A 20,687-nucleotide genomic window follows, 5' to 3' on the forward strand; every position below is an offset into this window, starting at 1 on the left:
GACGCGCCCGTGCCTCCCCACCCCCTCGGGGGCGGGGAGGCACGGGCGCAGCGGGGTCAGGCGGAGATGCCGGCGGCCGCGCCGAGGTCCCGCTTGATGTCGGCGAGCAGCCCGGCGGCCCGCTCCCGGGCGGCGGCCAGGTCGGCCGCGCTGCCGACCGGGAGGACGACCTCCAGGTAGCACTTGAGCTTGGGCTCGGTGCCCGACGGGCGGACCACGATCCGGGCCGAGCGCACGGTCTCTCCGGCCAGGTAGTAGCGCAGGCCGTCGGTGGGCGGCAGCTCGGCGGAGCCGGCCGAGAGGTCGTCGGCGCGGGTGACGGTCAGCCCGGCCAGGACGGTCGGCGGCTGCTCGCGCAGCCGGCGCATGGCGTCGGCGATCAGCGAGAGGTCCTGCACCCGGACGGACAGCTGGTCGGTGGCGTGCAGGCCGTGCTCCAGCGCCAGGTCGTCCAGCAGGTCGGTCAGCGTGCGGCCGGACCTCTTGAGCGTCGCGGCCAGCTCGGCGACCAGCAGGGCGGCGGTGATGCCGTCCTTGTCCCGGACGCCCTCCGGGTCGACGCAGTAGCCGAGCGCCTCCTCGTAGCCGTAGCGCAGGCCCTCGGCGCGGGAGATCCACTTGAAGCCGGTCAGCGTCTCGGCGTAGCCCAGGCCGGCGGCCTCGGCGATCCGGCCGAGCAGGGTGGCGGAGACGATGGTGGTGGCGAAGGTGCCCTCGGCCTTCTTCGCGACCAGCGCGGAGCCCAGCAGCGCGCCGACCTCGTCGCCGCGCAGCATCCGCCAGCCGGAGGTGCCGTTGCCGCTGCCCACGGCGTTGCCGTTGACCGGGACGGCCACCGCGCAGCGGTCGGCGTCCGGGTCGTTGGCGATCACGATGTCCGGGCCGACCGCGGCGGCGGTGCGGAAGGCGAGGTCCATCGCCCCCGGCTCCTCCGGGTTGGGGAAGGCCACGGTCGGGAAGTCCGGGTCGGGCTCGGCCTGCTCGGCGACCACGGTCGGCGCGGGGAAGCCGGCCCGGCGGAAGGCGGCGACCAGGGTGTCGCGGCCGACGCCGTGCATCGGGGTGTAGACCACGTCCAGCTCGCGCGGGCTGTGCGCGTCGACGATCGAGACGGCCCGGGTCAGGTAGGCCTCGACGACGTCCTCGCCGAGCACCTCCCAGCCCTCCCCGGCGCGCGGGACGTCGTCCAGCGAGCCGATGGCGTCGATCTCGGCGGCGATCCCGGCGTCGGCCGGCGGGACGATCTGCGAGCCGTCGCCCAGGTAGACCTTGTAGCCGTTGTCCTGCGGCGGGTTGTGGCTGGCGGTGACGGTCACGCCGGCGGCCGCGCCCAGGTGGCGGACGGCGAAGGCGAGCACCGGGGTCGGCAGCGGGCGCGGCAGCAGCGCGGCGCGCAGACCGGCGGCGACCACCACGGCGGCGGTGTCCCGGGCGAAGTCGTAGGACTTGTACCGGGCGTCGTAGCCGATCACCACGAGGTCGCCGAGGCCCTGCTTCCGCACGTACGCGACCAGGCCGGCGGCGGCCCGGATCACCACGGCGCGGTTCATCCGCATCGGGCCCGCGCCGAGCTCGCCGCGCAGGCCGGCGGTGCCGAACTGGAGGCGGTCGGAGAAGCGCTCGGCGAGCTCGGCCCAGGCGACCGTGTTGTCCTCCTGGGCCTCCGCGCCCTCGGCCCGGGCGAGCAGGGCGGCGAGCTCCTCGCGGGTCTGCGGGTCGGGGTCCTCGGCCAGCCAGGTGCGGGCCCGGGCGAGGAGATCGGGGTTGAGTGCCTGCGTCATGTTCTTGCCTGCTCCATCGGGAAGTGCGTCGGGTGACGGCCGGAGGGTTCCACGCGAAAGGGAGAAGAGGTGTGCACATGCGGACGGGGCCCCCGGGATGGCGTGATCAGCGGATCACGCCGCCCGTGGGCCCCGTCGTTCATGATTCTGCGCCCGGCAGGCGTCAGATCCGCTCCAGGACCTTCGCCAGCAGCTCGCCCATGCGCTCGGCCGAGGCCTTGCCGGCCTCCAGGACCTCTTCGTGGTTGAGCGGCTCGCCAGTGATGCCGGCGGCCAGGTTGGTGACCAGGGAGATGCCGAGGACCTCGGTGCCGGCCTCGCGGGCGGCGATGGCCTCCAGGGTGGTGGACATGCCGACCAGCTCGCCGCCGATCACCCGGGCCATGTTGACCTCGGCCGGGGTCTCGTAGTGCGGGCCGCGGAACTGGACGTAGACGGCCTCGTCCAGGCTCGGGTCGACCTCGCGGCACAGCGCGCGCAGGCGCTTGGAGTACAGGTCGGTGAGGTCGACGAAGTTGGCGCCGACGATCGGGGAGTCCGCGGTCAGGTTGATGTGGTCGCTGATCAGGACCGGCTGACCCGGGGTCCAGCCCTGGCGCAGACCGCCACAGCCGTTGGTCAGCACGATGATCCCGCAGCCGGCCGCGGCGGCGGTGCGCACGCCGTGGACGACGGTGGCGACGCCGTGGCCCTCGTAGTAGTGGTTGCGGCCCAGGAAGATCAGGGCGCGCTTGTCGCCGATCTTCACCGAGCGGATCTTGCCGGCGTGGCCGGCCACGGCGGGGGCGGGGAAGCCCGGGAGCTCGGTGACCGGGAACTCGGCCACGGTCTCGCCCAGGGCGTCGGCGGCCGGCACCCAGCCGGAGCCCATCACCAGGGCGACGTCGTGCCGCTCGGCACCGGTCAGCTCGCGCAGGCGCTCGGCGGCGGCCTGGGCGGCGGCGTAGGGGTCGGCGGAGACGACCGACTGAGGAGAAGCGTTCACGGGTCCGAGGATAGACGGCTTTCGGCTACGCGCGTAGAAAATCCGCTGCGGCATGCCGGATCGTTACCCGGTTGGCCCGAAAACACAGCTCGGTGGCGCTTTCGGGTGACCGGGTTCGTCGATTCGTACGGAAAGAAGACCGGCGGTCAGCACGGCCGCCGGCGCAGCTCCATCACGTAGTCGTGCGGGGCCCCGGCGCTCTCCGCGGCGTCGGCGATCAGGCCGAGGTAGCGGGCCGCGGGCAGGCCGCCCTCGTAGTCGTTGAGCACGTACGTCCAGACCGGGATGTCGCCGTCCAGGGTCTGCGCCCGCAGCTTGATCTTGCGGTAGATGCCGAGCTGCACGCCCTCCCAGCGGTCCAGGCCCTCCTCGTCCATCGGCGCGATGTCGTAGAGGGAGACGAAGACCTGGTCCTTCTCGTCCTCCACGACGGTGGCCAGCGAGCCCTCCCAGCCGAGCTGCTCGCCGCCGAAGGTGAGCCGCCAGCCGTCCAGCCACCCCGTGCCGCGGAGCGGGGAGTGCGGGGCTCGGCGGGTCATCTGCCGGGCATCGAGGTTGGTGGCATACGCGGCGTAAAGGGGCATGGGTGCAGCGTAGCCCGGTCGGCCCACGGGACGGGGCCAGTGGACGAAGCTACGAGCGCGGACCCCGTTGTGGCGCCGCTCCCGGCGTGCGGGACAATGGGGTACGTGACTCGGATCGTGATCATCGGTGGCGGACCCGGCGGCTACGAGGCGGCCCTGGTGGCCTCTCAGCTCGGCGCGGAGGTGACCGTCGTCGACCGCGACGGTCTGGGCGGATCGGCGGTGCTCACGGACTGCGTGCCGTCGAAGACGCTGATCGCGACCGCGGAGGTGATGACCACCTTCGACAGCTCGTACGAGGAACTGGGCATCACCGTCGACCAGGGCGCCGCCGAGGGGCGGGAGTCCAAGGTCATCGGCGTGGACCTGGGCAAGGTCAACCGCCGGGTGAAGCGCCTGGCGATCGCGCAGTCCCACGACATCACCCAGTCCGTCACCCGCGCCGGGGTCACCGTGCTGCGCGGGCGCGGCCGGCTCGGCGCCGGCGGCCAGGCCGTGGACGGCTCCCGCGAGGTGCTGGTGGACACCCCCGACGGCGGCGTGCAGTCGCTGCGCGCCGACGCGGTGCTGATCGCCACCGGCGCCCACCCGCGCGAGCTGCCGGACGCCGAGCCGGACGGCGAGCGGATCCTCACCTGGACCCAGGTGTACGACCTGGAGGAGCTGCCCCGCGAGCTGATCGTGGTCGGTTCCGGTGTGACCGGTGCCGAGTTCGCCGGCGCGTACCAGGCGCTCGGCTCCAAGGTCACCCTGGTGTCCAGCCGCGACCGGGTGCTGCCGGGCGAGGACCCGGACGCCGCCGAGGTGCTGGAGGAGGTCTTCCGCCGCCGCGGCATGAACGTGATGAGCCGCTCGCGCGCCGAGAGCGCCAAGCGGATCGGCGACCGGGTCGAGGTGACCCTCGCCGACGGCAAGGTGATCGAGGGCACCCACTGCCTGATGGCGGTCGGCTCGATCCCCAACACCGCCGAGATGGGTCTGGAGGAGGCCGGGGTCAAGCTCAACGACTGGGGCCAGATCCAGGTCGACCGGGTCTCCCGCACCAGCGCCCCGGGCGTGTACGCGGCCGGTGACTGCACCGGCGTCTTCATGCTCGCCTCGGTGGCGGCCATGCAGGGCCGGATCGCGATGTACCACGCGCTGGGCGACGCGGTGCAGCCGCTGAACCTCAAGACCGTGGCCTCCAACGTCTTCACCGACCCGGAGATCGCCACCGTCGGCTACACCGCCGCCGACGTGGAGTGCGGCAAGATGGACGCCGTCGTGGTCAAGCTGCCGCTGCGCGGCAACCCGCGGGCGAAGATGCAGGGCATCCGGGACGGCTTCGTGAAGCTGTTCTGCCGCCCGGGCACCGGCATCGTGGTCGGCGGCGTCGTGGTCGCCCCGCGGGCCAGCGAACTGATCCACCCGATCGCGCTCGCGGTGGACGCCAATCTGACGGTCGAACAGGTGGCCAGCGCCTTCACCGTCTACCCGTCGGTCTCCGGCTCGACCGCCGAGGCCGCCCGGCAGCTGCACGTCCGGAAGCGGGCCGGCGGCGAATCCTGAGCTCAAGGCGCACAGTTGGGGCGGCTGCCGGTCGGCGGCCGCCCTTCGCGCGGGCATGATCGTCACCCGGACGGCGGGCGCAGTTCCGGGTTGTTGACGGCGCGTATTGTACGGTCACGCGCCGCTCTTGCGTGAGCAATTCCCGCTACCAGCTGCAAACGCCTGAAAGCAGACGGTCACGCAGGTTACCGTCGGTTCTGTGTTTGCAGCAGAACGTCGCCAGTTGATCCTCGAAATGGTGCGCGCCAACGGAGCGGTCTCGCTCCGGGAGTTGGCCCGCGTCGTCCAGACCTCCGAAGTGACCGTGCGCCGTGACGTGCGGGCGCTGGAGGCAGAAGGGCTCCTCGACCGCCGGCACGGCGGCGCGGTGCTCCCCGGCGGCTTCAGCCGCGAACCCGGCTACCCGCAGAAGACCCACCTGTCCGCGGCGGAGAAGAGCGCCATCGCGGACCTCGCCGCCGGACTGGTGGAGGAGGGCGACGCGGTGGTGGTCGGCGCCGGCACCACCACCCAGGAGCTGGCCCGCCGGCTGGCCCGGGTGCCCGGGCTGACGGTGGTCACCAACTCGCTGCTGGTCGCCCAGGCGCTGGCGCACGCCAACCGGGTCGAGGTGGTGATGACCGGCGGGACCCTGCGCGGCTCCAACTACGCCCTGGTGGGCAGCGGCGCCGAGCAGTCGCTGCAGGGGTTGCGGGTCACCAAGGCCTTCATCTCCGGCAGCGGGCTGACCGCCGAGCGGGGGCTGTCGACCGCGAACATGCTGTCCGCGAGCGTGGACCGGGCCATGGTGCTGGCGGCCGCCGAGGTCATCGTCCTCGCCGACCACACCAAGCTCGGCGCGGCCGGCATGTTCCAGACCGTCGCCACCGAGACCATCACCCGGCTGGTCACCGACGAGCAGGCCACCGCCGACGACGCCTGCGCCCGTGAACTGGACGCGCTCGCCGACTGCGGGGTGCAGATCGACCTGGCGCCGCTCGGCGCCGCGCCGAGCGGCGACGCCCCCGTGCACGGCACCGGCAGCGGCCCGGTGCACCAGACCCAGCCGGGCCCGCTGGGCCGCCGGCCCGTCCCGCCGCCCGGGGGCGCCCCGCTGCCCGGGCAGCGCCGCCCCGGGGCGCACGGCGGCGGCCCGGTCGGCCCCGGCGGGATGCCGCTCCGGCTGGCCGAGATGGGCCTGCCGCGCGGGCGCTGAGCCCGGCGTGCCGCGCGGGCGCCGAACCCGGTCCGCGGCGGCGCGGGCGCCGAACCCGGTCCGCGGCGGCGCGGGCAAACGCGACCGGTCCGCACCCCCGAAGGGAGTACGGACCGGTCGAAGATTGACGAACCCGTCGTCAGTCCTTGATCTCGCAGAGCGCGGCGCCGCTGCTGACGCTCCCGCCGACCTCGGCCTTGAGGCCGACCACGGTGCCCGCCTTGTGGGCGTTCAGCGGCTGCTCCATCTTCATCGCCTCCAGGACCACGATCAGCTCGCCCTCGGCGACGACCTGGCCCTCCTCGACGGCGACCTTGACGATGGTGCCCTGCATCGGCGAGGCCAGGGTGTCACCGCTGACGGCCGAGCCGGCTTTCTTGGCGCCCACCCGGCGCTTGGCCTTGGCGGCGCCGGTCGCACCACCGGCGGCCGGGGCCGCCGCGACACCCAGCGAGGACGGCAGCGAGACCTCGATCCGCTTGCCGCCGACCTCGACGACCACGGTCTCCCGGGTCTCCGCCTCCTCGCCCTCGCCGGCGCCGCCGGTGAAGGCCGGGATGGTGTTCTCGAACTCGGTCTCGATCCACCGGGTGTAGATCGTGAACGGGCCCTCGCCGCCGTGCACCTCCGGCGCGAACGCCGGGTCGGTGACGACCGCCTGGTGGAACGGGATGGCGGTGGCCATGCCCTCGACCTTGAACTCGCTCAGCGCGCGCCTGGCCCGCTCCAGGGCCTGCTTGCGGTCGCGGCCGGAGACGATCAGCTTGGCCAGCAGCGAGTCCCAGGCCGGGCCGATGACCGAGCCGGACTCCACGCCGGAGTCCAGGCGCACGCCCGGGCCGGACGGCGGGGCGAACAGCGTCACGGTGCCGGGCGCGGGCAGGAAGTTGCGGCCCGGGTCCTCGCCGTTGATGCGGAACTCGAAGGAGTGGCCGCGCACCTCCGGGTCGCCGTAGCCGAGCTCCTCGCCGTCGGCGATCCGGAACATCTCGCGGACCAGGTCGATCCCGGTGACCTCCTCGGTGACCGGGTGCTCCACCTGCAGACGGGTGTTGACCTCCAGGAAGGAGATCGTGCCGTCCAGCGCGACCAGGAACTCGCAGGTCCCGGCGCCCTCGTAGCCGGCCTCCTTGAGGATGGCCTTGGAGGCGCGGTACAGCTCGGCGTTCTGGGCCTCGGTCAGGAACGGCGCGGGCGCCTCCTCGACCAGCTTCTGGTGCCGGCGCTGCAGCGAGCAGTCACGGGTGGAGACGACCACCACGTTGCCGTGCTTGTCCGCGAGGCACTGGGTCTCCACGTGCCGCGGGTTGTCCAGGTAGCGCTCCACGAAGCACTCGCCGCGACCGAAGGCGGCGACCGCCTCGCGCACCGCGGACTCGTACAGCTCCGGGATCTCCTCCAGGCTGCGGGCGACCTTGAGGCCGCGGCCGCCGCCGCCGAAGGCCGCCTTGATGGCGACCGGCAGGCCGTGCTCCCGGGCGAAGTCGACGACCTCGTCGGCACCCGAGACCGGGTCCGGGGTGCCGGCCACCAGCGGGGCGCCGGCGCGCTGGGCGACGTGACGGGCGGTGACCTTGTCACCGAGGTCGCGGATGGCCTGCGGCGGCGGGCCGATCCAGGTCAGGCCCGCGTCGAGGACGGCCTGGGCGAACTCGGCGTTCTCCGACAGGAACCCGTAGCCGGGGTGGACGGCGTCGGCGCCGGAGTCCTCCGCGGCCTTGAGGACCTTGGCGATGTCCAGGTAACTGGTGCCGGGGGTGTCACCGCCCAGCGCGTAAGCCTCGTCGGCCGCGCGGACGTGCAGCGCATCCCGGTCCGGCTCGGCGTAGACGGCGACGCTGGCGATACCGGCGTCCGAGCAGGCCCTGGCGACGCGGACGGCGATTTCCCCGCGGTTGGCGATGAGCACCTTGCGCACTGTGGCTCCCTTCTTGAACCTCGATGAGTTTATGGATTCCTGGGCGGTACCGGCGAGTAGCCCCGGGTTGTGAACTATCCCACACGCTCGGTGATGGGATTCCCCGCCGCCGGGACGGGGTTGAGAACGACTGCGCAGGTGGTGGCCGGTGCGCTCGGACGGGGGTGGTCGACGGTGGGTGACCACGGGGCGGCGTGGCGGGTCGGTGGGATGGGACACACCTTCCGCCGCCCGCTCATGCCGCGGTGCTGCCGGCCGGTGCCGCGGCGGTCGGGCGGCGGAGCGCCGCGGCCGTCACGTCGGCGACCGGCTCGACCATGTCCGGCCCGTACGCGTCCGGGTTGACCACCCGCAGAACGAGGGCGAAGGTGCCGTTCCGGCCGTGCTCGCGGGCCAGTTCGCGGTGGTGCGCGACCAGGTAGCGCACGCCCGCCTGGTTGGCCGTGCCGGTCTGGCCGGAGATCAGGAACACCGGGCGGCCGCCCTCCGGGGTGGCGATCCGGGCCAGCAGGACGTGGGTCCGGTCGGGCTCGGCGGTGAAGTCCCGGTCGCCGACCACGATCACGTTGCTGCCCGGGCCCGGACCGGAGGTGACCAGCACACCCGGCAGGCCCCAGGCCAGGTGGGCGGCCATCCGCTCGTTGCTGACCGGACCGCCCAGGCACAGCTCGGTCTTGGCGCCCAGGCCGCGGTGCGCGGCGTCGTGGGCGACCAGCTCGGGCCGGGCACCGCACTCCTCGACCAGCCCGGCCAGCCACATCAGGGCGTAGGCGTCCCGGCGGGTCACGGTGTTGGCGTGCGAGCCCGTCCCGACGCTGCGGGGCACCACGATCAGGCACTCGCTGCCGGCCGGGAGCCCGAAGAACTCCCGTACCCGCTCGACCTTCCGGCGCCGCCGCAGGGCCTGGGCCAGCCAGCCGAGCCCGGCGCTGATGGCACTGGCCACCAGGCCGAGCACCACGTTGAGCACGTTGTCGGTCATCGCCCGCGTTCCCCTCCCCGTTCGAACGCCGGTCAGCTTAGAGGCCAACCGGATGGAGTGGCAGGTCAGTTGGTCCACAGATCGGTGATGCGGACGTCCAGGTCGGCGAGCAGCCGGCGCAGCAGCGGCAGGGACAGGCCGATGACGTTGCCCGGGTCGCCGTCGATGCCGTCGACGAACGGCGCCGAGCGGCCGTCCAGGGTGAACGCCCCGGCCACGTGCAGCGGTTCGCCGGAGGCGACGTAGGCGGCCACCTCCGCGTCGTCCGGGGTGCCGAAGCGGACGGTGGTGGAGGCGGTCGCCGAGGACTGCCGGCCGGTCGCGGTGTCGATCACGCAGTGGCCGGTGCGCAGCACCCCGGCGCGGCCGCGCATGGACTGCCAGCGGGCCAGCGCCTCGGTGGCGTCGGCCGGCTTGCCGAGGGCCAGGCCGTCCAGTTCCAGGACGGAGTCGCAGCCGATCACCAGCTCGCCGCCGGTCAGTTCGGCGGCGACGGCCTTCGCCTTGGCCTCGGCCAGGACGAGGGCGAGCTCGCCGGGGGTGGCGGCGGTGATCGCGTCCTCGTCGACGCCGCTGACCACCACGCGCGGGTCGAGCCCCGCCTGGCGCAGCAGCCCGAGGCGGGCGGGGGAGGCGGAAGCGAGGACGAGGGAGCGCTGGTCGGTCATGCCCACCAGGGTAGGGGGTGGGTGGTTGAGCCGTTCTAGTGAACGGCTCAGGTGAAGTACCGGCTGACCATGATCAGTACGGCACCCACCAGCACGATCGCGGCGAGCACCTTGCCGGCCCGCTGCATCCGCTCCTGCATGCGACGGGCCTCGGGCGAGGGCCCGTCCTCGGGGTCTGACCAGAGCACCCGTCCAGAGTGCGGTGCGGGTGGGCCCGGCCGCCTGAGTATCCGTACTCAGGTTTCGGGCACAGCGGGCACAGCGGGCGAGCGACCGGGCGAGTCGTGGGGGGGGGGGGGGGGGGGGGGGAAAGCCCCCCCCCCCCCCCCCCTCCACGCGGTCAACTCAGCGCGCCCAGCCCGAGGTCCGCCAGGCGTTGACGCCCGGGTGGACGGCGGGGCGGAGCAGCCGGGAGCGGTCGTTCCAGGGGGAGGCCGGGCCGACACCGGCCAGGCGCGCCGCCTCGGCGGCGGCCTGCGCGGTGGCGGCCCGGGCCTGGACCACCGCCAGGACGGTGGCGAGCTCCTCGGGGGTCGGCTGCCCGTGCAGCACGTGGATCGGGGACATGGCTGGTTCTCTCCCGAGAGGGGTGGTGCCTACAGGGGGATGTTGCCGTGCTTCTTGGGCGGCAGCACCTCGCGCTTGCCGCGCAGCGCCCGCAGGCCCCGGACGATGTGCCGGCGGGTCTCGCTCGGGGCGATCACCGCGTCGACGTAGCCGCGCTCGGCGGCCAGGTACGGGTTCAGCAGGGTGTCCTCGTACGAGGCGATCAGCTCGGCCCGCTTCTCCTCGACGGTGCCGGCCGCCTCGGCCTCGGCGATCTCCCGGCGGTGCAGGATGTTGACCGCGCCCTGGGCGCCCATCACCGCGATCTGCGCGGTCGGCCAGGCCAGGTTGAGGTCGGCGCCCAGGTGCTTGGAGCCCATGACGTCGTACGCGCCGCCGAAGGCCTTGCGGGTGATCACGGTGATCAGCGGGACGGTCGCCTCGGCGTAGGCGTAGATCAGCTTGGCGCCGCGGCGGATGATGCCGTCCCACTCCTGCTCGGTGCCGGGCAGGAAACCGGGCACGTCCACGAAGGTCAGCACCGGGATGTTGAAGGAGTCGCAGGTGCGGATGAACCGCGCGGCCTTCTCGCTGGCGTTGATGTCCAGGCAGCCGGCCAGGTCCATCGGCTGGTTGCCGACGATGCCGACCGGGTGGCCCTCGACCCGGCCGAAGCCGGTGATGATGTTGCCCGCGTACAGCGGCTGGGTCTCCAGGAACTCGCCGTCGTCGACGACGTGCTCGATCACCTTGCGCATGTCGTACGGCTGGTTCGCCGAGTCCGGGACGATGGCGTCGAGTTCGAGGTCCTCGTCGGTGACCGAGAGATCGGCCTGCTCCGGGTAGGACGGCGGGTCGCTCAGGTTGTTGGAGGGCAGGTACGACAGCAGGTTCTTGACGTACTCGATCGCCTCCTTCTCGTCCGAGGCCAGGTAGTGGGCGTTGCCGGACTTGGTGTTGTGGGTGCGGGCGCCGCCCAGCTCCTCCATGCCGACGTCCTCGCCGGTCACCGTCTTGATCACGTCCGGACCGGTGATGAACATGTGCGAGGTCTGGTCGGCCATCACCACGAAGTCGGTGATCGCGGGGGAGTAGACCGCGCCGCCCGCGCAGGGGCCCATGATCAGCGAGATCTGCGGGATGACCCCGGAGGCGTGCACGTTGCGGCGGAAGATCTCGCCGTACAGGCCGAGCGAGACCACGCCCTCCTGGATCCGGGCGCCGCCGGAGTCGTTGATGCCGATGACCGGGCAGCCGGTCTTCAACGCGAAGTCCATCACCTTGACGATCTTCTCGCCGAAGACCTCGCCGAGCGAACCGCCGAAGACGGTGAAGTCCTGGGCGAAGACGGCGACCTGGCGGCCGTCGACGGTGCCGTAGCCGGTCACCACGCCGTCACCGTACGGGCGGTTCTTCTCCTGGCCGAAGTTGGTCGAGCGGTGCCGGGCGAACTCGTCGAACTCGACGAAGGAGTCCTCGTCGAGCAGCTCAAGGACCCGCTCCCGGGCCGTCTGCTTGCCCTTGGCGTGCTGCTTCTCCACGGCCTTGGACGAGCCGGAGTGCACCGCCTCGTCCAGCCTGCGCCGCAGGTCGGCCAGCTTCCCGGCGGTGGTGTGGGGGTCGTACGGCGCCTCGGTCATCCGGTGGCTCTCCCTGATCATGGGCCGCGACCTGTTCGATCGCGCGGGCCGGGATCGGGGGCTCGCGCACGAGGGCAGGGCGGCGCTGCGAACTACCGCTGCGTAGCGTAACCAGCGCGCAGGGCGATGCGGCACGTCCTGGCGTTATGGTCATCGACACAGTGTGTCAACGGGCGTTCTGCGGGACGATGGGGCGGACTGCGCCTCTGCGGCCCGTCCTGCCACGGGCCGGTCCACGTCCTAGGGTGGCCACCATGACCGCACCCGAGACCCCCCGCCGCAGCGGACTGCGCGGCTTCGGCCGCACCGGACCGTCCCCCTGGACCGACCTGGACCGGCCGCCGCTGGACCAGGAGGCGCTGCGCCGCGACCTGGTCGTCCCGGGCGGGCTCTGGACCTCGCTGGACGTCGTCACCGAGACCGGCTCGACCAACAGCGACCTCGCCGAGCGGGCCCGCGCCGGCGCCCCGCAGGGCGCGGTGCTGGTCGCCGAGGCGCAGAGCGCCGCGCGCGGGCGGCTGGACCGGCAGTGGACCGCCCCGGCCCGCTCCGGACTGTTCCTGTCCTTCCTGCTGCGCCCGGAGGAGGTTCCGGTCGAGCGGTACGGCTGGCTGCCGATCCTGGTCGGGGTCGCCGCCGCCAGCACCCTCGACCAGGTGGCCGGGGTCGAGGTCGGACTGAAGTGGCCCAACGACCTCCAAACCGAGATCGACGGCGCGGAGCGCAAGCTCGGCGGCATCCTCACCGAGCTGAGCGGCGGCGCGGTGGTGGTCGGGATGGGCCTCAACGTCTCGCTGCGCACCGCGGAACTGCCCGTCCCCACCGCCGCCTCGCTCGCGCTGGCCGGCGCCGCCACCACCACCGACCGCTCGGTCCTGCTGCGCGCCCTGCTGCGCGAGTTCGCCGGGCTCTACCGGGAGTGGACGGCCGCCGCCGGGGACCCGCACGCCAGCGACCTGCTGCGTGCGTACGCGGACCGCTGCAGCACCCTCGGCCGGCAGGTCAAGGTGCACCTGCCGGGCGACCGCGAGCTGGTCGGCGAGGCGGTCGCGATCGACGGCGACGGCCGCCTGGTGGTCCGCACCGCGGACGGCGCACGCCGGGCGGTCGGCGCGGGGGACGTGGTCCACGTCCGCCCCGAGCCGCGCTGAACGGCAGTCTTCACCTCTCCTTGACTCGGGCGGATGCCCCGGATCACGCGATTCCGTGCGAACATTCCACCTGGCAGCGGTGTGAGGCGCGCCACTGTCCGCCCGGGTGGCGGACGGTGCGCCCGGACAGGTAGGACACGAGGCAAGTGCGGCGACCGCACGGGGACGGACCGGTGGCAGAGGACGGCAACGGCGGGACGGCGGGCAGCCACGACCCCACGGTCGCGCTCGAACTGGAACGCCTGATCCTGGACGCACCACGCCGCTACACCCCGTACCAGGCCGCGCGTGCCGCCGACGTCCCGATGGAGCTGGCCACCCGCTTCTGGCGGGCCATGGGCTTCCCCGACATCGGCCAGTCCCGGGCACTCACCGACGGCGACGTGATCGCGCTGCGGCGGCTGGCCGGACTGGTCGAGTCCGGGCTGCTCAGCGAGTCGATGGCGATCCAGGTGGCCCGCTCCACCGGCCAGACCACGGCCCGGCTGGCCGGCTGGCAGATGGACACCTTCCTGGAGAACCTCACCCAGGCCGTCGAGCCCGGACTGACCCGCGCCGACGTCGCGTACCCGCTGGTCGAACTGCTGCTGCCGGAGCTGGAGCAGTTCCTGGTGTACGTCTGGCGGCGCCAACTGGCCGCCGTCACCGGCCGGGTCGTGCAGGCCGCCGAGGACCACGAGATCACCAGCGGGCGGCTCGCGGTGGGCTTCGCGGACCTGGTCGGCTTCACCCGGCTGTCCCGGCGGCTGGAGGAGGAGGAACTCGGCGAGCTGGTCGAGACCTTCGAGAACACCTGCTCCGACCTGATCGCCGGGCAGGGCGGCCGGGTGATCAAGACCCTGGGCGACGAGATCCTCTACGTCTCCGAGGACCCGGCCACCGCCGCCGAGATCGCGCTCAGCCTGATCGACGCCCTCGCCGAGGACGAGACCATCCCGGCGCTGCGGGTCGGCATGGCCTTCGGGACGGTCACCCAGCGGATGGGCGACGTCTTCGGCACCACCGTGAACCTGGCCAGCCGGCTCACCTCGATCGCCCCCAAGGACGCGGTGCTGATCGACGGCGAGTTCGCCGCCGCCCTGGAGCAGAACGGCAGCGTCGCCCCCGCCGACTCGGAGGGGCCGGGCCTGGCCGAGGCGCTGTCGGTGGCGGCCGGGATGCCCGCCTCCGGGCTGCCGGTGCCTGGACCGGACACGGGGGCGCGGTTCCACCTCCAGCCGATGTGGCGGCGGCCGGTGCGGGGGCTGGGGCTGGTGGAGCCGTGGCTGCTGTCGCGGCGGATGAAGTCGGAGTAGCCGGAGCGGTCGGAGTGGGCTGGTCGGAGTGGGCTGGGCCGGGCGGGGCGTTCGGTGGGCCCGGCCGGGGGTGCTTCGGGTGGCCGAACGGTTGAAGGCCGTACGGTCCGCTGCGGGTCCATCCGGGCAAACGGGGCATAACCGAACTAAATCGCCATAGTCTTGGTGCAAGCGGCCGACGGGTGCGGCCGACCGGTGGGGGTCCGGTAGGACCGAGCACAGGGAGCGAGGCGAGCCGGTGAGCAGTGAGGCGACCATGACGGACCGCGGCTGTGACTGCGAGGGCCCGCACCGCGCCGACCCGCTGCCCGACCTGCGGCTCCAGTCCGTGGTCGAACTCGCCCAGGACATGGCCGGGGCACTCACCCCGCTGGAGGCCGTCCGGGCCGCCGCCGCCCGGGCCACCGAGGCGCTCGGCGCCACCATGGCCGCCGTCTCGGTCTGGGACCGCGAGTCCGGCCGCCTCCGGGTCCTGGTCAACCACGGTGAACTCGCCCCCGGCGAGGAGGAACTGCCGCAGGACGAGTCCTACCCGGTCGCCGACTTCCCGGAGATCGTCACCTATCTGGAGGAACGCTGGACCACCGGGCGGCTGCCCCGCGCCTGGCTCCAGACCGCCGAGAACGACGAGCCGCACGCCGGGCACGCCCACCCGACCGCCGGCGCGTACTGCCAGGAGCGCGCCGCCGCACTGCGCCGGCGCGGCCGGGCCTGCTGCGTGGTCGCGCCGATCGTGCTGCACGGGCAGGCCTGGGGCGAGCTCTACCTCGCCCGATCCGTCGGCCTGCCGGTCTTCAACCAGGCCGACGCCGACTACGCGACCCTGCTCGCCGCCCAGATCTCGGCCGGCCTCGCCCAGACCGAACGCCTCGCCGACCTGCGCCGACTCGCCTTCTCCGACCCGCTCACCGGCCTCGCCAACCGGCGGGCCGTCGACGCCCGGCTGGAGAGCGCGCTGGAGGCCCACAACCGGGACAACACCGTGGTCTCGCTGGTGGTCTGCGACGTCAACGGGCTCAAACGGGTCAACGACCAGCTCGGCCACGAGATGGGCGACCGGCTGCTGGAACGCTTCGCCCACCAGCTCTCGCTGGCCGCCGCCAAACTGCCCGGCAGCCTGGCCGCCCGGCTCGGCGGCGACGAGTTCTGCCTGCTCGCCGAAGGACAGAAGGCCGACGAAGTGGTCGCCGTCGCCGAGGAGCTCTGCGCCCGGGCCCTCGCCCTCGCCGAGGGCGAGGGGGTCGCCTGCGGCGTCGCCTCCACCGGGGACTCCATCGGGCCGGTCACCACCCCCGACCGGCTCTTCCGACTCGCCGACGCCGCCCAGTACCGGGCCAAGGCCGCCCGCGCCGCCCACCCCGTCGTCGCCGGACGCAGCCACGGCCCCGGCTTCTCGCCCGACCCCACCGTGCTGCTCGCCGACGCCGCCGACCCCCACCACCGCGCCGACGGCCGCCGCGGGCCCGGCGGCCGGGCCGGCACCGCCGACCGGCGGCGGTTCCGCGGCGCCGCCCACAGCGCCGACCCCGGGCAACTGCTCACCGCCGTCCTCTCCGCCCTCGACCAGGCCGCGGCCGCCCGGGCCGTCCACCCGGCCGACACCCTCGGCAAACTGGTCGTCGTCGCCGAGACCTCCGCCCGGCTGCTCGACGCGGTCGGCTGGTGGGTCTCGTACGTGCCACCCGGCTCCCAGCTGATGCGCACCGCCCAGCACGCCGTCTACCGGATGACCAGCGGACCCAGCAGCACCCGGGCCGAGACCCAGCGGGCCCAGATCGAGGCGCCCGACGCGGTGTTCGACCTCCGGCACTACCCGATGACCCGGCGGGCCGTCCGCGGCGGTGCGTTCGCGCTCCGCGCGGGGGCGGCGGGGAACGACCCGGCGGAGGAGGCGATGCTCGTGGTCTCCGGGTACCGGGGGATGGTCGCGGCGGGCGGGCAGAACGCGGCGGGGGGCTGGTTGCTGGAGCTCTTCGCGGATGATGCGACGTTGCCGTTGGGGCAGGTGGCTTGTGCGTTGCGGGCTTTGGTGGCGGTGGGGGTGGCGGGGGCTGCGTCGCCGCCGGTGGTGTGAGGGGGGCCGCTGCGCGGGGCTGGGGTGTGGGGGTGGGCTTTCGGGAGGGTGGGTGGGTCCGGGGGCGGTTCCGAGGGTGGGCGCTCCGGGGGCTGGATGATTTTCGGACCGCCGACCCTGTGGGCACATGGTCGGGCGCCGTTGGCGGTCTGAAAATCACCCGTCACGCCCCCTTCCGCACCCACCCCCTCCACCGCCCCCTCCCGCAGCGCGTCCCTCTCGCCTTGGTCGGGTGAGGGGGAGGTGGGTGGTTGGTGTGGGTGGGGTGGTGCGGGTTGGTTGAGGGGTCTTGCCAGCGCGGTTGTGTCGGGATGTGCCGGTTCGGTGACTGGGGGGTTGCGGGTGGGTCGCGGGGTGGGGGGTGGGGTGCCGTGGCGGGGTGGGGTGGTGGGAAGGTGGCGGGGTTGAGCGGGAGTGGGGGCGACGGTGGGCGGACGGCTGGTGGGCGCGGCGGTGGCCGGGGTGCTGGTGTTCGGGGGCGGGGTGGCGGTGGCCTCGCCGGCTTCGGCCGTGCCGGTGGTGCGGCCGACGGCGTCGGCGGGGGGAACCGGGGCCGGGCGGGCGCATCCGGTGCGGACCGGGCTGAGGGCGCACCAGATCACCGAGCACTCCGCGGTTTCGCGGCACAAGCGCACGGCCCGGCGCAGTGTGGTCGGCCGGGTGCTCGACGCGGTGTTCGGGTGGTTCGCGCTCGTCGCGCTGGGGGTGCTGCTGGCCGTGGTGGTGCTGGTGTACGCGCTCAGGCGTGGGCGGCAGGCGGGTTGAGGGCCCGTAGGGCGGCGTCGACCAGGCGGTCGGCGTGCTCGTGGGTGAGCGGGCCGAGCCGGTACTGCCAGCGGTAGTAGATCGGGCCGTAGAGCAGTTCGACGGCGAGGTCGAGGTCGGCGTCGGGGGCGAGTTGGCCCGCCTCGCGGGCGGTGCGGAGGCGGTCGCGGGTGACCTCCAGCAGTGGGTCCAGCAGGCGGGTGCGGTACTCGGCGTGCAGCGCCGGGTCGTTGAGGATCTCGGCGATGATGGCGCGGTAGGTGCGGTCGGCGCCCGGGTCGGTGAGTTCGTCGCTGGTGGGGCGCAGGACGGCCCGGAGGTCGGCGGCGAGGTCGCCGGTGTCGGGGAGTGCGAGGCCGCCCTCCTGCTGGTTGACGGCGAGGAAGGCGTCGAAGACGACGGCTCCCTTCGAGGGCCACCACCGGTAGATGGTCTGCTTGCCGACGCCGGCCCGGGCGGCGATCGCCTCGATGGTCAGCTTGCCGTAGCCGATCTCGGCGATGAGTTCGGTGGTGGCGGCGAGGACGGCGGCGCGGGCGCGCTCGCTGCGGCGGGCGGGGTCGGGGGCGGTTCTGGAGGCCATGGAAAAAGTCTAGGCGAGGTGGCGAGACGAGACGTATTGTCTTGGAAGCGAGACGGGACGTCTCGTCTTGTTCTTTGGAGGTGACTGTGAACCGCCCTGCACACATCCTGATGGTCTCCGTCCCGGCGCACGGACATGTCAATCCCAGCCTCGCGGTGATCACCGAGCTGGTCGCCCGGGGGCACCGGGTCAGCTACGTCAACGACCCGTCCTTCCGCGGGATCGTCGAGGCCACCGGCGCGGAGTTCGTCCCCTATCCGAGTGCGTTGCCGCTCGCGGACGACCCGGCCGGCTGGCCGGAGGAGCCGGTGGCGATCCAGGACGTGTTCCTGGACGACACGCTGGCGATGTGGCCCGTGCTGCTGGAGGCGTTCGAGGGCGACCGGCCCGACCTGGTGCTCTACGACATCGCGGGCTTCGCCGGGCGGGCGTTCGGCGAGCGGCTGGGGGTGCCGGTGGTGCAGCTGTCCTCCAGCTTCGTGGGCTGGGACGACATCGAGGGGGAGCTGGCCGAGGTCTTCGAGGCGATCCGCAACGGCCCCGGCGGCCCCGAGCACTACCGCCGGTTCGGTGCGTGGCTGGCCGGGGCCGGCGCGGTGGAGCGTGACGTGGAGGCCTTCAAGAACCGCCCCGAGCGGTGCATCGCGCTCGTCCCGCGTGCGCTCCAGCCCCATGCGGACCGGGTCGACGAGCGGCGGTTCAGCTTCGTCGGCCCCTGCTTCGGCGACCGCTCCCACCAGGGGCGGTGGGAGCGCCCGGCGGAGGCCGAGAAGGTGCTGCTGGTCTCGCTGGGCTCGGCCTTCACCGATCGGCCGGCCTTCTACCGGGCCTGCGTCGAGGCCTTCGGCGACCTGCCCGGCTGGCACGTCGTGCTCCAGGTCGGCAAGCACACCGACCTGGCGGAGTTGGGGGACGTGCCGGACACCGTGGAGGTGCACCGGTGGGTGCCGCAGCTGTCGGTGCTCGCCCAGGCGGATGCCTTCGTCACCCACGCGGGCATGGGCGGTTCCAGCGAGGGGCTGTTCCACGCCCTGCCGATGATCGCGGTGCCGCAGGCCGCCGACCAGTTCGCCAATGCGGACGCGCTGGTGGGTCTCGGCGTCGCCCGTCGGCTGGACACGGAGGAGGCCACCGCGCCGGCGCTGCGCGGCGCCCTGCTGGAGCTGGTCGGGGATCCGGCGGTGGGTGAGCGGCTGGCGGTGCTGGCCGCCGCCGGTCGGGCCGAGGGGGGTACGGCGCGGGCGGTGGACCTGATCGAGGCCGAGTTGAAGGGGTAGGGCGGCCCCGGGCGTGCGGTCGGGACCGGGGCGGCGGAGAATCCGGATGGCGAGCAGCTGTTGTCATATCTTCATTCACCTGGTGTGATTATGTATATGGATATGCACAGTGCTGTGGCCCCCGACGCTCCGCTGGTCCAGGTCGGCAAGGCCGACGTCAGTGCGGAGGACGTGCTGGCCGTCGCCCGGGGCAACGCCCGGGTCGAGATCGGCCCCGACGCGCTCGCCGAGATGGCGGCCGCCCGCGCCCGGATCGACGCCCTCGCGGCCGAACCGCGCCCCGTCTACGGCGTGTCGACCGGCTTCGGCGCCCTCGCCGTCCGGCACATCAGCCCCGAACTGCGCGCCCAGCTGCAGCGCTCACTGGTGCGCTCGCACGCCGCCGGGATGGGCCCGGCGGTCGAGCGCGAGGTGGTCCGCGCGCTGATGTTCCTGCGGATGAAGACCCTGGCCTCCGGCCGCACCGGCGTCCGCCCGCTGGTCGCGCAGACCATGGCCGCCCTGCTCAACGCGGGCATCACCCCCGTGGTCCGCGAGTTCGGCTCGCTCGGCTGCTCCGGCGACCTCGCGCCGCTGTCGCACTGCGCCCTGGTGCTGATGGGCGAGGGCACCGCCACCGGCCCGGACGGCGAGGAGAAGCCGGTCGCCGAGCTGCTGGCCGCCGCCGGGATCGAGCCGGTCGAGCTGCTGGAGAAGGAGGGCCTGGCCCTCATCAACGGCACCGACGGCATGCTCGGCATGCTGGTGATGGCCATCGCCGACCTCCAGCGGCTGTTCACCACCGCCGACATCACCGCCGCGATGAGCCTGGAGGCGCTGCTCGGCACCGACAAGGTGCTCGCCCCCGAGCTGCACGCCCCGATCCGCCCGCACCCGGGCCAGGCGCTCAGCGCCGCCAACATGCTCGCCGTGCTCAAGGGCTCCGGCCTCACCGGCCACCACCAGGACGACGCGCCGCGGGTCCAGGACGCCTACTCGATCCGCTGCGCCCCGCAGGTCGCCGGAGCCGGCCGGGACACCCTGGCGCACGCCCAGCTGGTCGCCTCGCGCGAGCTCGCCGCCTCGGTGGACAACCCGGTGGTGCTGCCGGACGGCCGGGTGGAGTCCAACGGCAACTTCCACGGCGCACCGGTCGCCTACGTGCTGGACTTCCTCGCCATCGCCGCCGCCGACCTCGGCTCGATCTCCGAGCGCCGCACCGACCGGCTGCTCGACAAGGCCCGCTCGCACGGCCTGCCCGCCTTCCTGGCCGACGACCCCGGCGTGGACTCCGGCCTGATGATCGCCCAGTACACCCAGGCGGCGCTGGTCAGCGAGAACAAGCGGCTCGCCGTCCCGGCCTCGGTCGACTCGATCCCGTCCTCCGCGATGCAGGAGGACCACGTGTCGATGGGCTGGTCGGCCGCCCGCAAGCTGCGCCAGGCCGTCGACAACCTCGGCCGGATCCTGGCCGTCGAACTGACCGCCTCGGCCCGCGCGCTGGAGATCCGTCAGCAGGCCGACTCGACCGGCCGGGTCGCCCCGGCCACCGCGGCCGCGATGGCCGCCGCCCGCGAGGCGGGGGTCGGCGGCGCGGGCCGGGACCGCTTCCTCTCGCCGGACCTGGAGGCCGCCGCCGCGCTGGTCGCCTCCGGGGACCTGGTGCGGGCGGTGGAGCGGGTCACCGGGCCGCTGGCCTGACGTGTTCCGGGAGCG

At 73.6% G+C, this 20,687-nt stretch carries 17 protein-coding genes and 1 pseudogene; 8 read left to right on the forward strand and 10 right to left on the reverse strand.

All coding sequences use genetic code 11. The features are described from left to right. Positions 1 to 56: 56 nt before the first annotated feature. The 3 genes from ACZ58X_RS07510 to ACZ58X_RS07520 all read right to left on the reverse strand — a co-directional run bounded on the left by ACZ58X_RS07510 (position 57) and on the right by ACZ58X_RS07520 (position 3,350). Positions 57 to 1,781: a phospho-sugar mutase gene (locus ACZ58X_RS07510; protein ID WP_470332701.1), complete on the reverse strand. Its 1,725-nt coding sequence runs from the start codon at positions 1,779 to 1,781 to the stop codon at positions 57 to 59. A gap of 163 nt (positions 1,782 to 1,944) precedes the next feature. Continuing rightward, positions 1,945 to 2,766 carry a purine-nucleoside phosphorylase gene (locus tag ACZ58X_RS07515; RefSeq protein WP_470332702.1) on the reverse strand — a complete coding sequence of 274 codons (822 nt, stop codon included), beginning with the start codon at positions 2,764 to 2,766 and terminating at the stop codon, positions 1,945 to 1,947. A gap of 146 nt (positions 2,767 to 2,912) precedes the next feature. Then, positions 2,913 to 3,350 carry a gamma-glutamylcyclotransferase family protein gene (locus ACZ58X_RS07520; RefSeq protein ID WP_350503464.1) on the reverse strand — a complete coding sequence of 146 codons (438 nt, stop codon included), beginning with the start codon at positions 3,348 to 3,350 and terminating at the stop codon, positions 2,913 to 2,915. A 96-nt stretch (positions 3,351 to 3,446) separates the two neighbouring features. Here ACZ58X_RS07520 and ACZ58X_RS07525 point away from each other — a divergent pair, with 96 nt between their 5' ends. Both ACZ58X_RS07525 and ACZ58X_RS07530 read left to right on the forward strand, forming a co-directional pair. Beyond that, the gene (locus ACZ58X_RS07525; RefSeq protein WP_470332703.1) at positions 3,447 to 4,898 is read left to right on the forward strand and encodes an NAD(P)H-quinone dehydrogenase; all 1,452 of its coding nucleotides are present in this window, start codon (positions 3,447 to 3,449) and stop codon (positions 4,896 to 4,898) included. A gap of 235 nt (positions 4,899 to 5,133) precedes the next feature. After that, on the forward strand, positions 5,134 to 6,093 hold the full coding sequence (locus tag ACZ58X_RS07530; RefSeq protein ID WP_470332752.1) for a DeoR/GlpR family DNA-binding transcription regulator: 960 nt from the start codon (positions 5,134 to 5,136) through the stop codon (positions 6,091 to 6,093). Positions 6,094 to 6,232: 139 nt separating this feature from the next. On the opposite strand, the gene ACZ58X_RS07535 is transcribed toward ACZ58X_RS07530, so the two are convergent. The 6 genes from ACZ58X_RS07535 to ACZ58X_RS07560 form a co-directional block, all read right to left on the reverse strand. Beyond that, positions 6,233 to 8,011 carry an acetyl/propionyl/methylcrotonyl-CoA carboxylase subunit alpha gene (locus tag ACZ58X_RS07535; RefSeq protein ID WP_470332704.1) on the reverse strand — a complete coding sequence of 593 codons (1,779 nt, stop codon included), beginning with the start codon at positions 8,009 to 8,011 and terminating at the stop codon, positions 6,233 to 6,235. 235 nt (positions 8,012 to 8,246) lie between these two features. Beyond that, positions 8,247 to 8,993 (reverse strand): hypothetical protein, encoded by a 747-nt coding sequence (locus ACZ58X_RS07540; RefSeq protein WP_470332705.1) that lies wholly within the window; start codon positions 8,991 to 8,993, stop codon positions 8,247 to 8,249. Between the two features lie 65 nt (positions 8,994 to 9,058). Further along, positions 9,059 to 9,661 (reverse strand): nucleoside triphosphate pyrophosphatase, encoded by a 603-nt coding sequence (locus tag ACZ58X_RS07545; protein WP_470332706.1) that lies wholly within the window; start codon positions 9,659 to 9,661, stop codon positions 9,059 to 9,061. 47 nt (positions 9,662 to 9,708) lie between these two features. After that, positions 9,709 to 9,849: a morphogenic membrane protein MmpB gene (gene mmpB / locus ACZ58X_RS07550; RefSeq protein WP_375894723.1), complete on the reverse strand. Its 141-nt coding sequence runs from the start codon at positions 9,847 to 9,849 to the stop codon at positions 9,709 to 9,711. Positions 9,850 to 10,006: 157 nt separating this feature from the next. Further along, complete coding sequence (locus tag ACZ58X_RS07555; protein WP_470332707.1) at positions 10,007 to 10,228, reverse strand: acyl-CoA carboxylase subunit epsilon; 222 nt, start codon at positions 10,226 to 10,228, stop codon at positions 10,007 to 10,009. A gap of 29 nt (positions 10,229 to 10,257) precedes the next feature. Next, positions 10,258 to 11,868 (reverse strand): acyl-CoA carboxylase subunit beta, encoded by a 1,611-nt coding sequence (locus ACZ58X_RS07560; protein ID WP_470332708.1) that lies wholly within the window; start codon positions 11,866 to 11,868, stop codon positions 10,258 to 10,260. A gap of 233 nt (positions 11,869 to 12,101) precedes the next feature. On the opposite strand from ACZ58X_RS07560, the gene ACZ58X_RS07565 reads away from it, so the two are divergent. The 4 genes and pseudogenes from ACZ58X_RS07565 to ACZ58X_RS07580 all read left to right on the forward strand — a co-directional run bounded on the left by ACZ58X_RS07565 (position 12,102) and on the right by ACZ58X_RS07580 (position 17,132). Further along, positions 12,102 to 12,998, forward strand: a complete 897-nt coding sequence (locus tag ACZ58X_RS07565) for a biotin--[acetyl-CoA-carboxylase] ligase (RefSeq protein ID WP_470332709.1) — start codon at positions 12,102 to 12,104, stop codon at positions 12,996 to 12,998. A 173-nt stretch (positions 12,999 to 13,171) separates the two neighbouring features. Beyond that, positions 13,172 to 14,293 carry an adenylate/guanylate cyclase domain-containing protein gene (locus ACZ58X_RS07570; RefSeq protein ID WP_470332710.1) on the forward strand — a complete coding sequence of 374 codons (1,122 nt, stop codon included), beginning with the start codon at positions 13,172 to 13,174 and terminating at the stop codon, positions 14,291 to 14,293. Between the two features lie 256 nt (positions 14,294 to 14,549). Next, positions 14,550 to 15,800: pseudogene (locus tag ACZ58X_RS07575) on the forward strand (GGDEF domain-containing protein); the annotation flags it as partial. A gap of 981 nt (positions 15,801 to 16,781) precedes the next feature. After that, complete coding sequence (locus tag ACZ58X_RS07580; RefSeq protein ID WP_470332711.1) at positions 16,782 to 17,132, forward strand: hypothetical protein; 351 nt, start codon at positions 16,782 to 16,784, stop codon at positions 17,130 to 17,132. Here the strand turns inward: ACZ58X_RS07580 and ACZ58X_RS07585 are convergent. Further along, positions 17,107 to 17,715, reverse strand: coding sequence for a TetR/AcrR family transcriptional regulator (locus ACZ58X_RS07585; protein ID WP_470332712.1), 609 nt, complete (start codon positions 17,713 to 17,715; stop codon positions 17,107 to 17,109). The two genes, ACZ58X_RS07580 and ACZ58X_RS07585, sit on opposite strands and share 26 nt — an antisense overlap. Before the next feature lie 110 nt (positions 17,716 to 17,825). On the opposite strand from ACZ58X_RS07585, the gene ACZ58X_RS07590 reads away from it, so the two are divergent. Both ACZ58X_RS07590 and hutH read left to right on the forward strand, forming a co-directional pair. After that, the gene (locus ACZ58X_RS07590) at positions 17,826 to 18,992 is read left to right on the forward strand and encodes a macrolide family glycosyltransferase (RefSeq protein ID WP_470332753.1); all 1,167 of its coding nucleotides are present in this window, start codon (positions 17,826 to 17,828) and stop codon (positions 18,990 to 18,992) included. Between the two features lie 102 nt (positions 18,993 to 19,094). Next, the gene (hutH, locus tag ACZ58X_RS07595; RefSeq protein WP_470332713.1) at positions 19,095 to 20,672 is read left to right on the forward strand and encodes a histidine ammonia-lyase; all 1,578 of its coding nucleotides are present in this window, start codon (positions 19,095 to 19,097) and stop codon (positions 20,670 to 20,672) included. Positions 20,673 to 20,687 lie beyond the last annotated feature (15 nt).

The organism is Kitasatospora sp. NPDC040550 (assembly GCF_055594965.1).

Excerpts from the sequence above, each read along its gene's own strand:
- ACZ58X_RS07560 (WP_470332708.1), bottom strand. The coding sequence starts at position 11,868 with ATGATCAGGGAGAGCCACCGGATGACCGAGGCGCCGTACGACCCCCAC.
- ACZ58X_RS07530 (WP_470332752.1), top strand. The coding sequence starts at position 5,134 with ATGGTGCGCGCCAACGGAGCGGTCTCGCTCCGGGAGTTGGCCCGCGTC.
- ACZ58X_RS07520 (WP_350503464.1), bottom strand. The coding sequence starts at position 3,350 with ATGCCCCTTTACGCCGCGTATGCCACCAACCTCGATGCCCGGCAGATG.
- ACZ58X_RS07525 (WP_470332703.1), top strand. The coding sequence starts at position 3,447 with ATGGGGTACGTGACTCGGATCGTGATCATCGGTGGCGGACCCGGCGGC.
- ACZ58X_RS07545 (WP_470332706.1), bottom strand. The coding sequence starts at position 9,661 with ATGACCGACCAGCGCTCCCTCGTCCTCGCTTCCGCCTCCCCCGCCCGC.
- ACZ58X_RS07510 (WP_470332701.1), bottom strand. The coding sequence starts at position 1,781 with ATGACGCAGGCACTCAACCCCGATCTCCTCGCCCGGGCCCGCACCTGG.
- ACZ58X_RS07590 (WP_470332753.1), top strand. The coding sequence starts at position 17,826 with ATGGTCTCCGTCCCGGCGCACGGACATGTCAATCCCAGCCTCGCGGTG.
- ACZ58X_RS07565 (WP_470332709.1), top strand. The coding sequence starts at position 12,102 with ATGACCGCACCCGAGACCCCCCGCCGCAGCGGACTGCGCGGCTTCGGC.
- ACZ58X_RS07555 (WP_470332707.1), bottom strand. The coding sequence starts at position 10,228 with ATGTCCCCGATCCACGTGCTGCACGGGCAGCCGACCCCCGAGGAGCTC.
- ACZ58X_RS07585 (WP_470332712.1), bottom strand. The coding sequence starts at position 17,715 with ATGGCCTCCAGAACCGCCCCCGACCCCGCCCGCCGCAGCGAGCGCGCC.
- hutH (WP_470332713.1), top strand. The coding sequence starts at position 19,095 with ATGCACAGTGCTGTGGCCCCCGACGCTCCGCTGGTCCAGGTCGGCAAG.
- ACZ58X_RS07540 (WP_470332705.1), bottom strand. The coding sequence starts at position 8,993 with ATGACCGACAACGTGCTCAACGTGGTGCTCGGCCTGGTGGCCAGTGCC.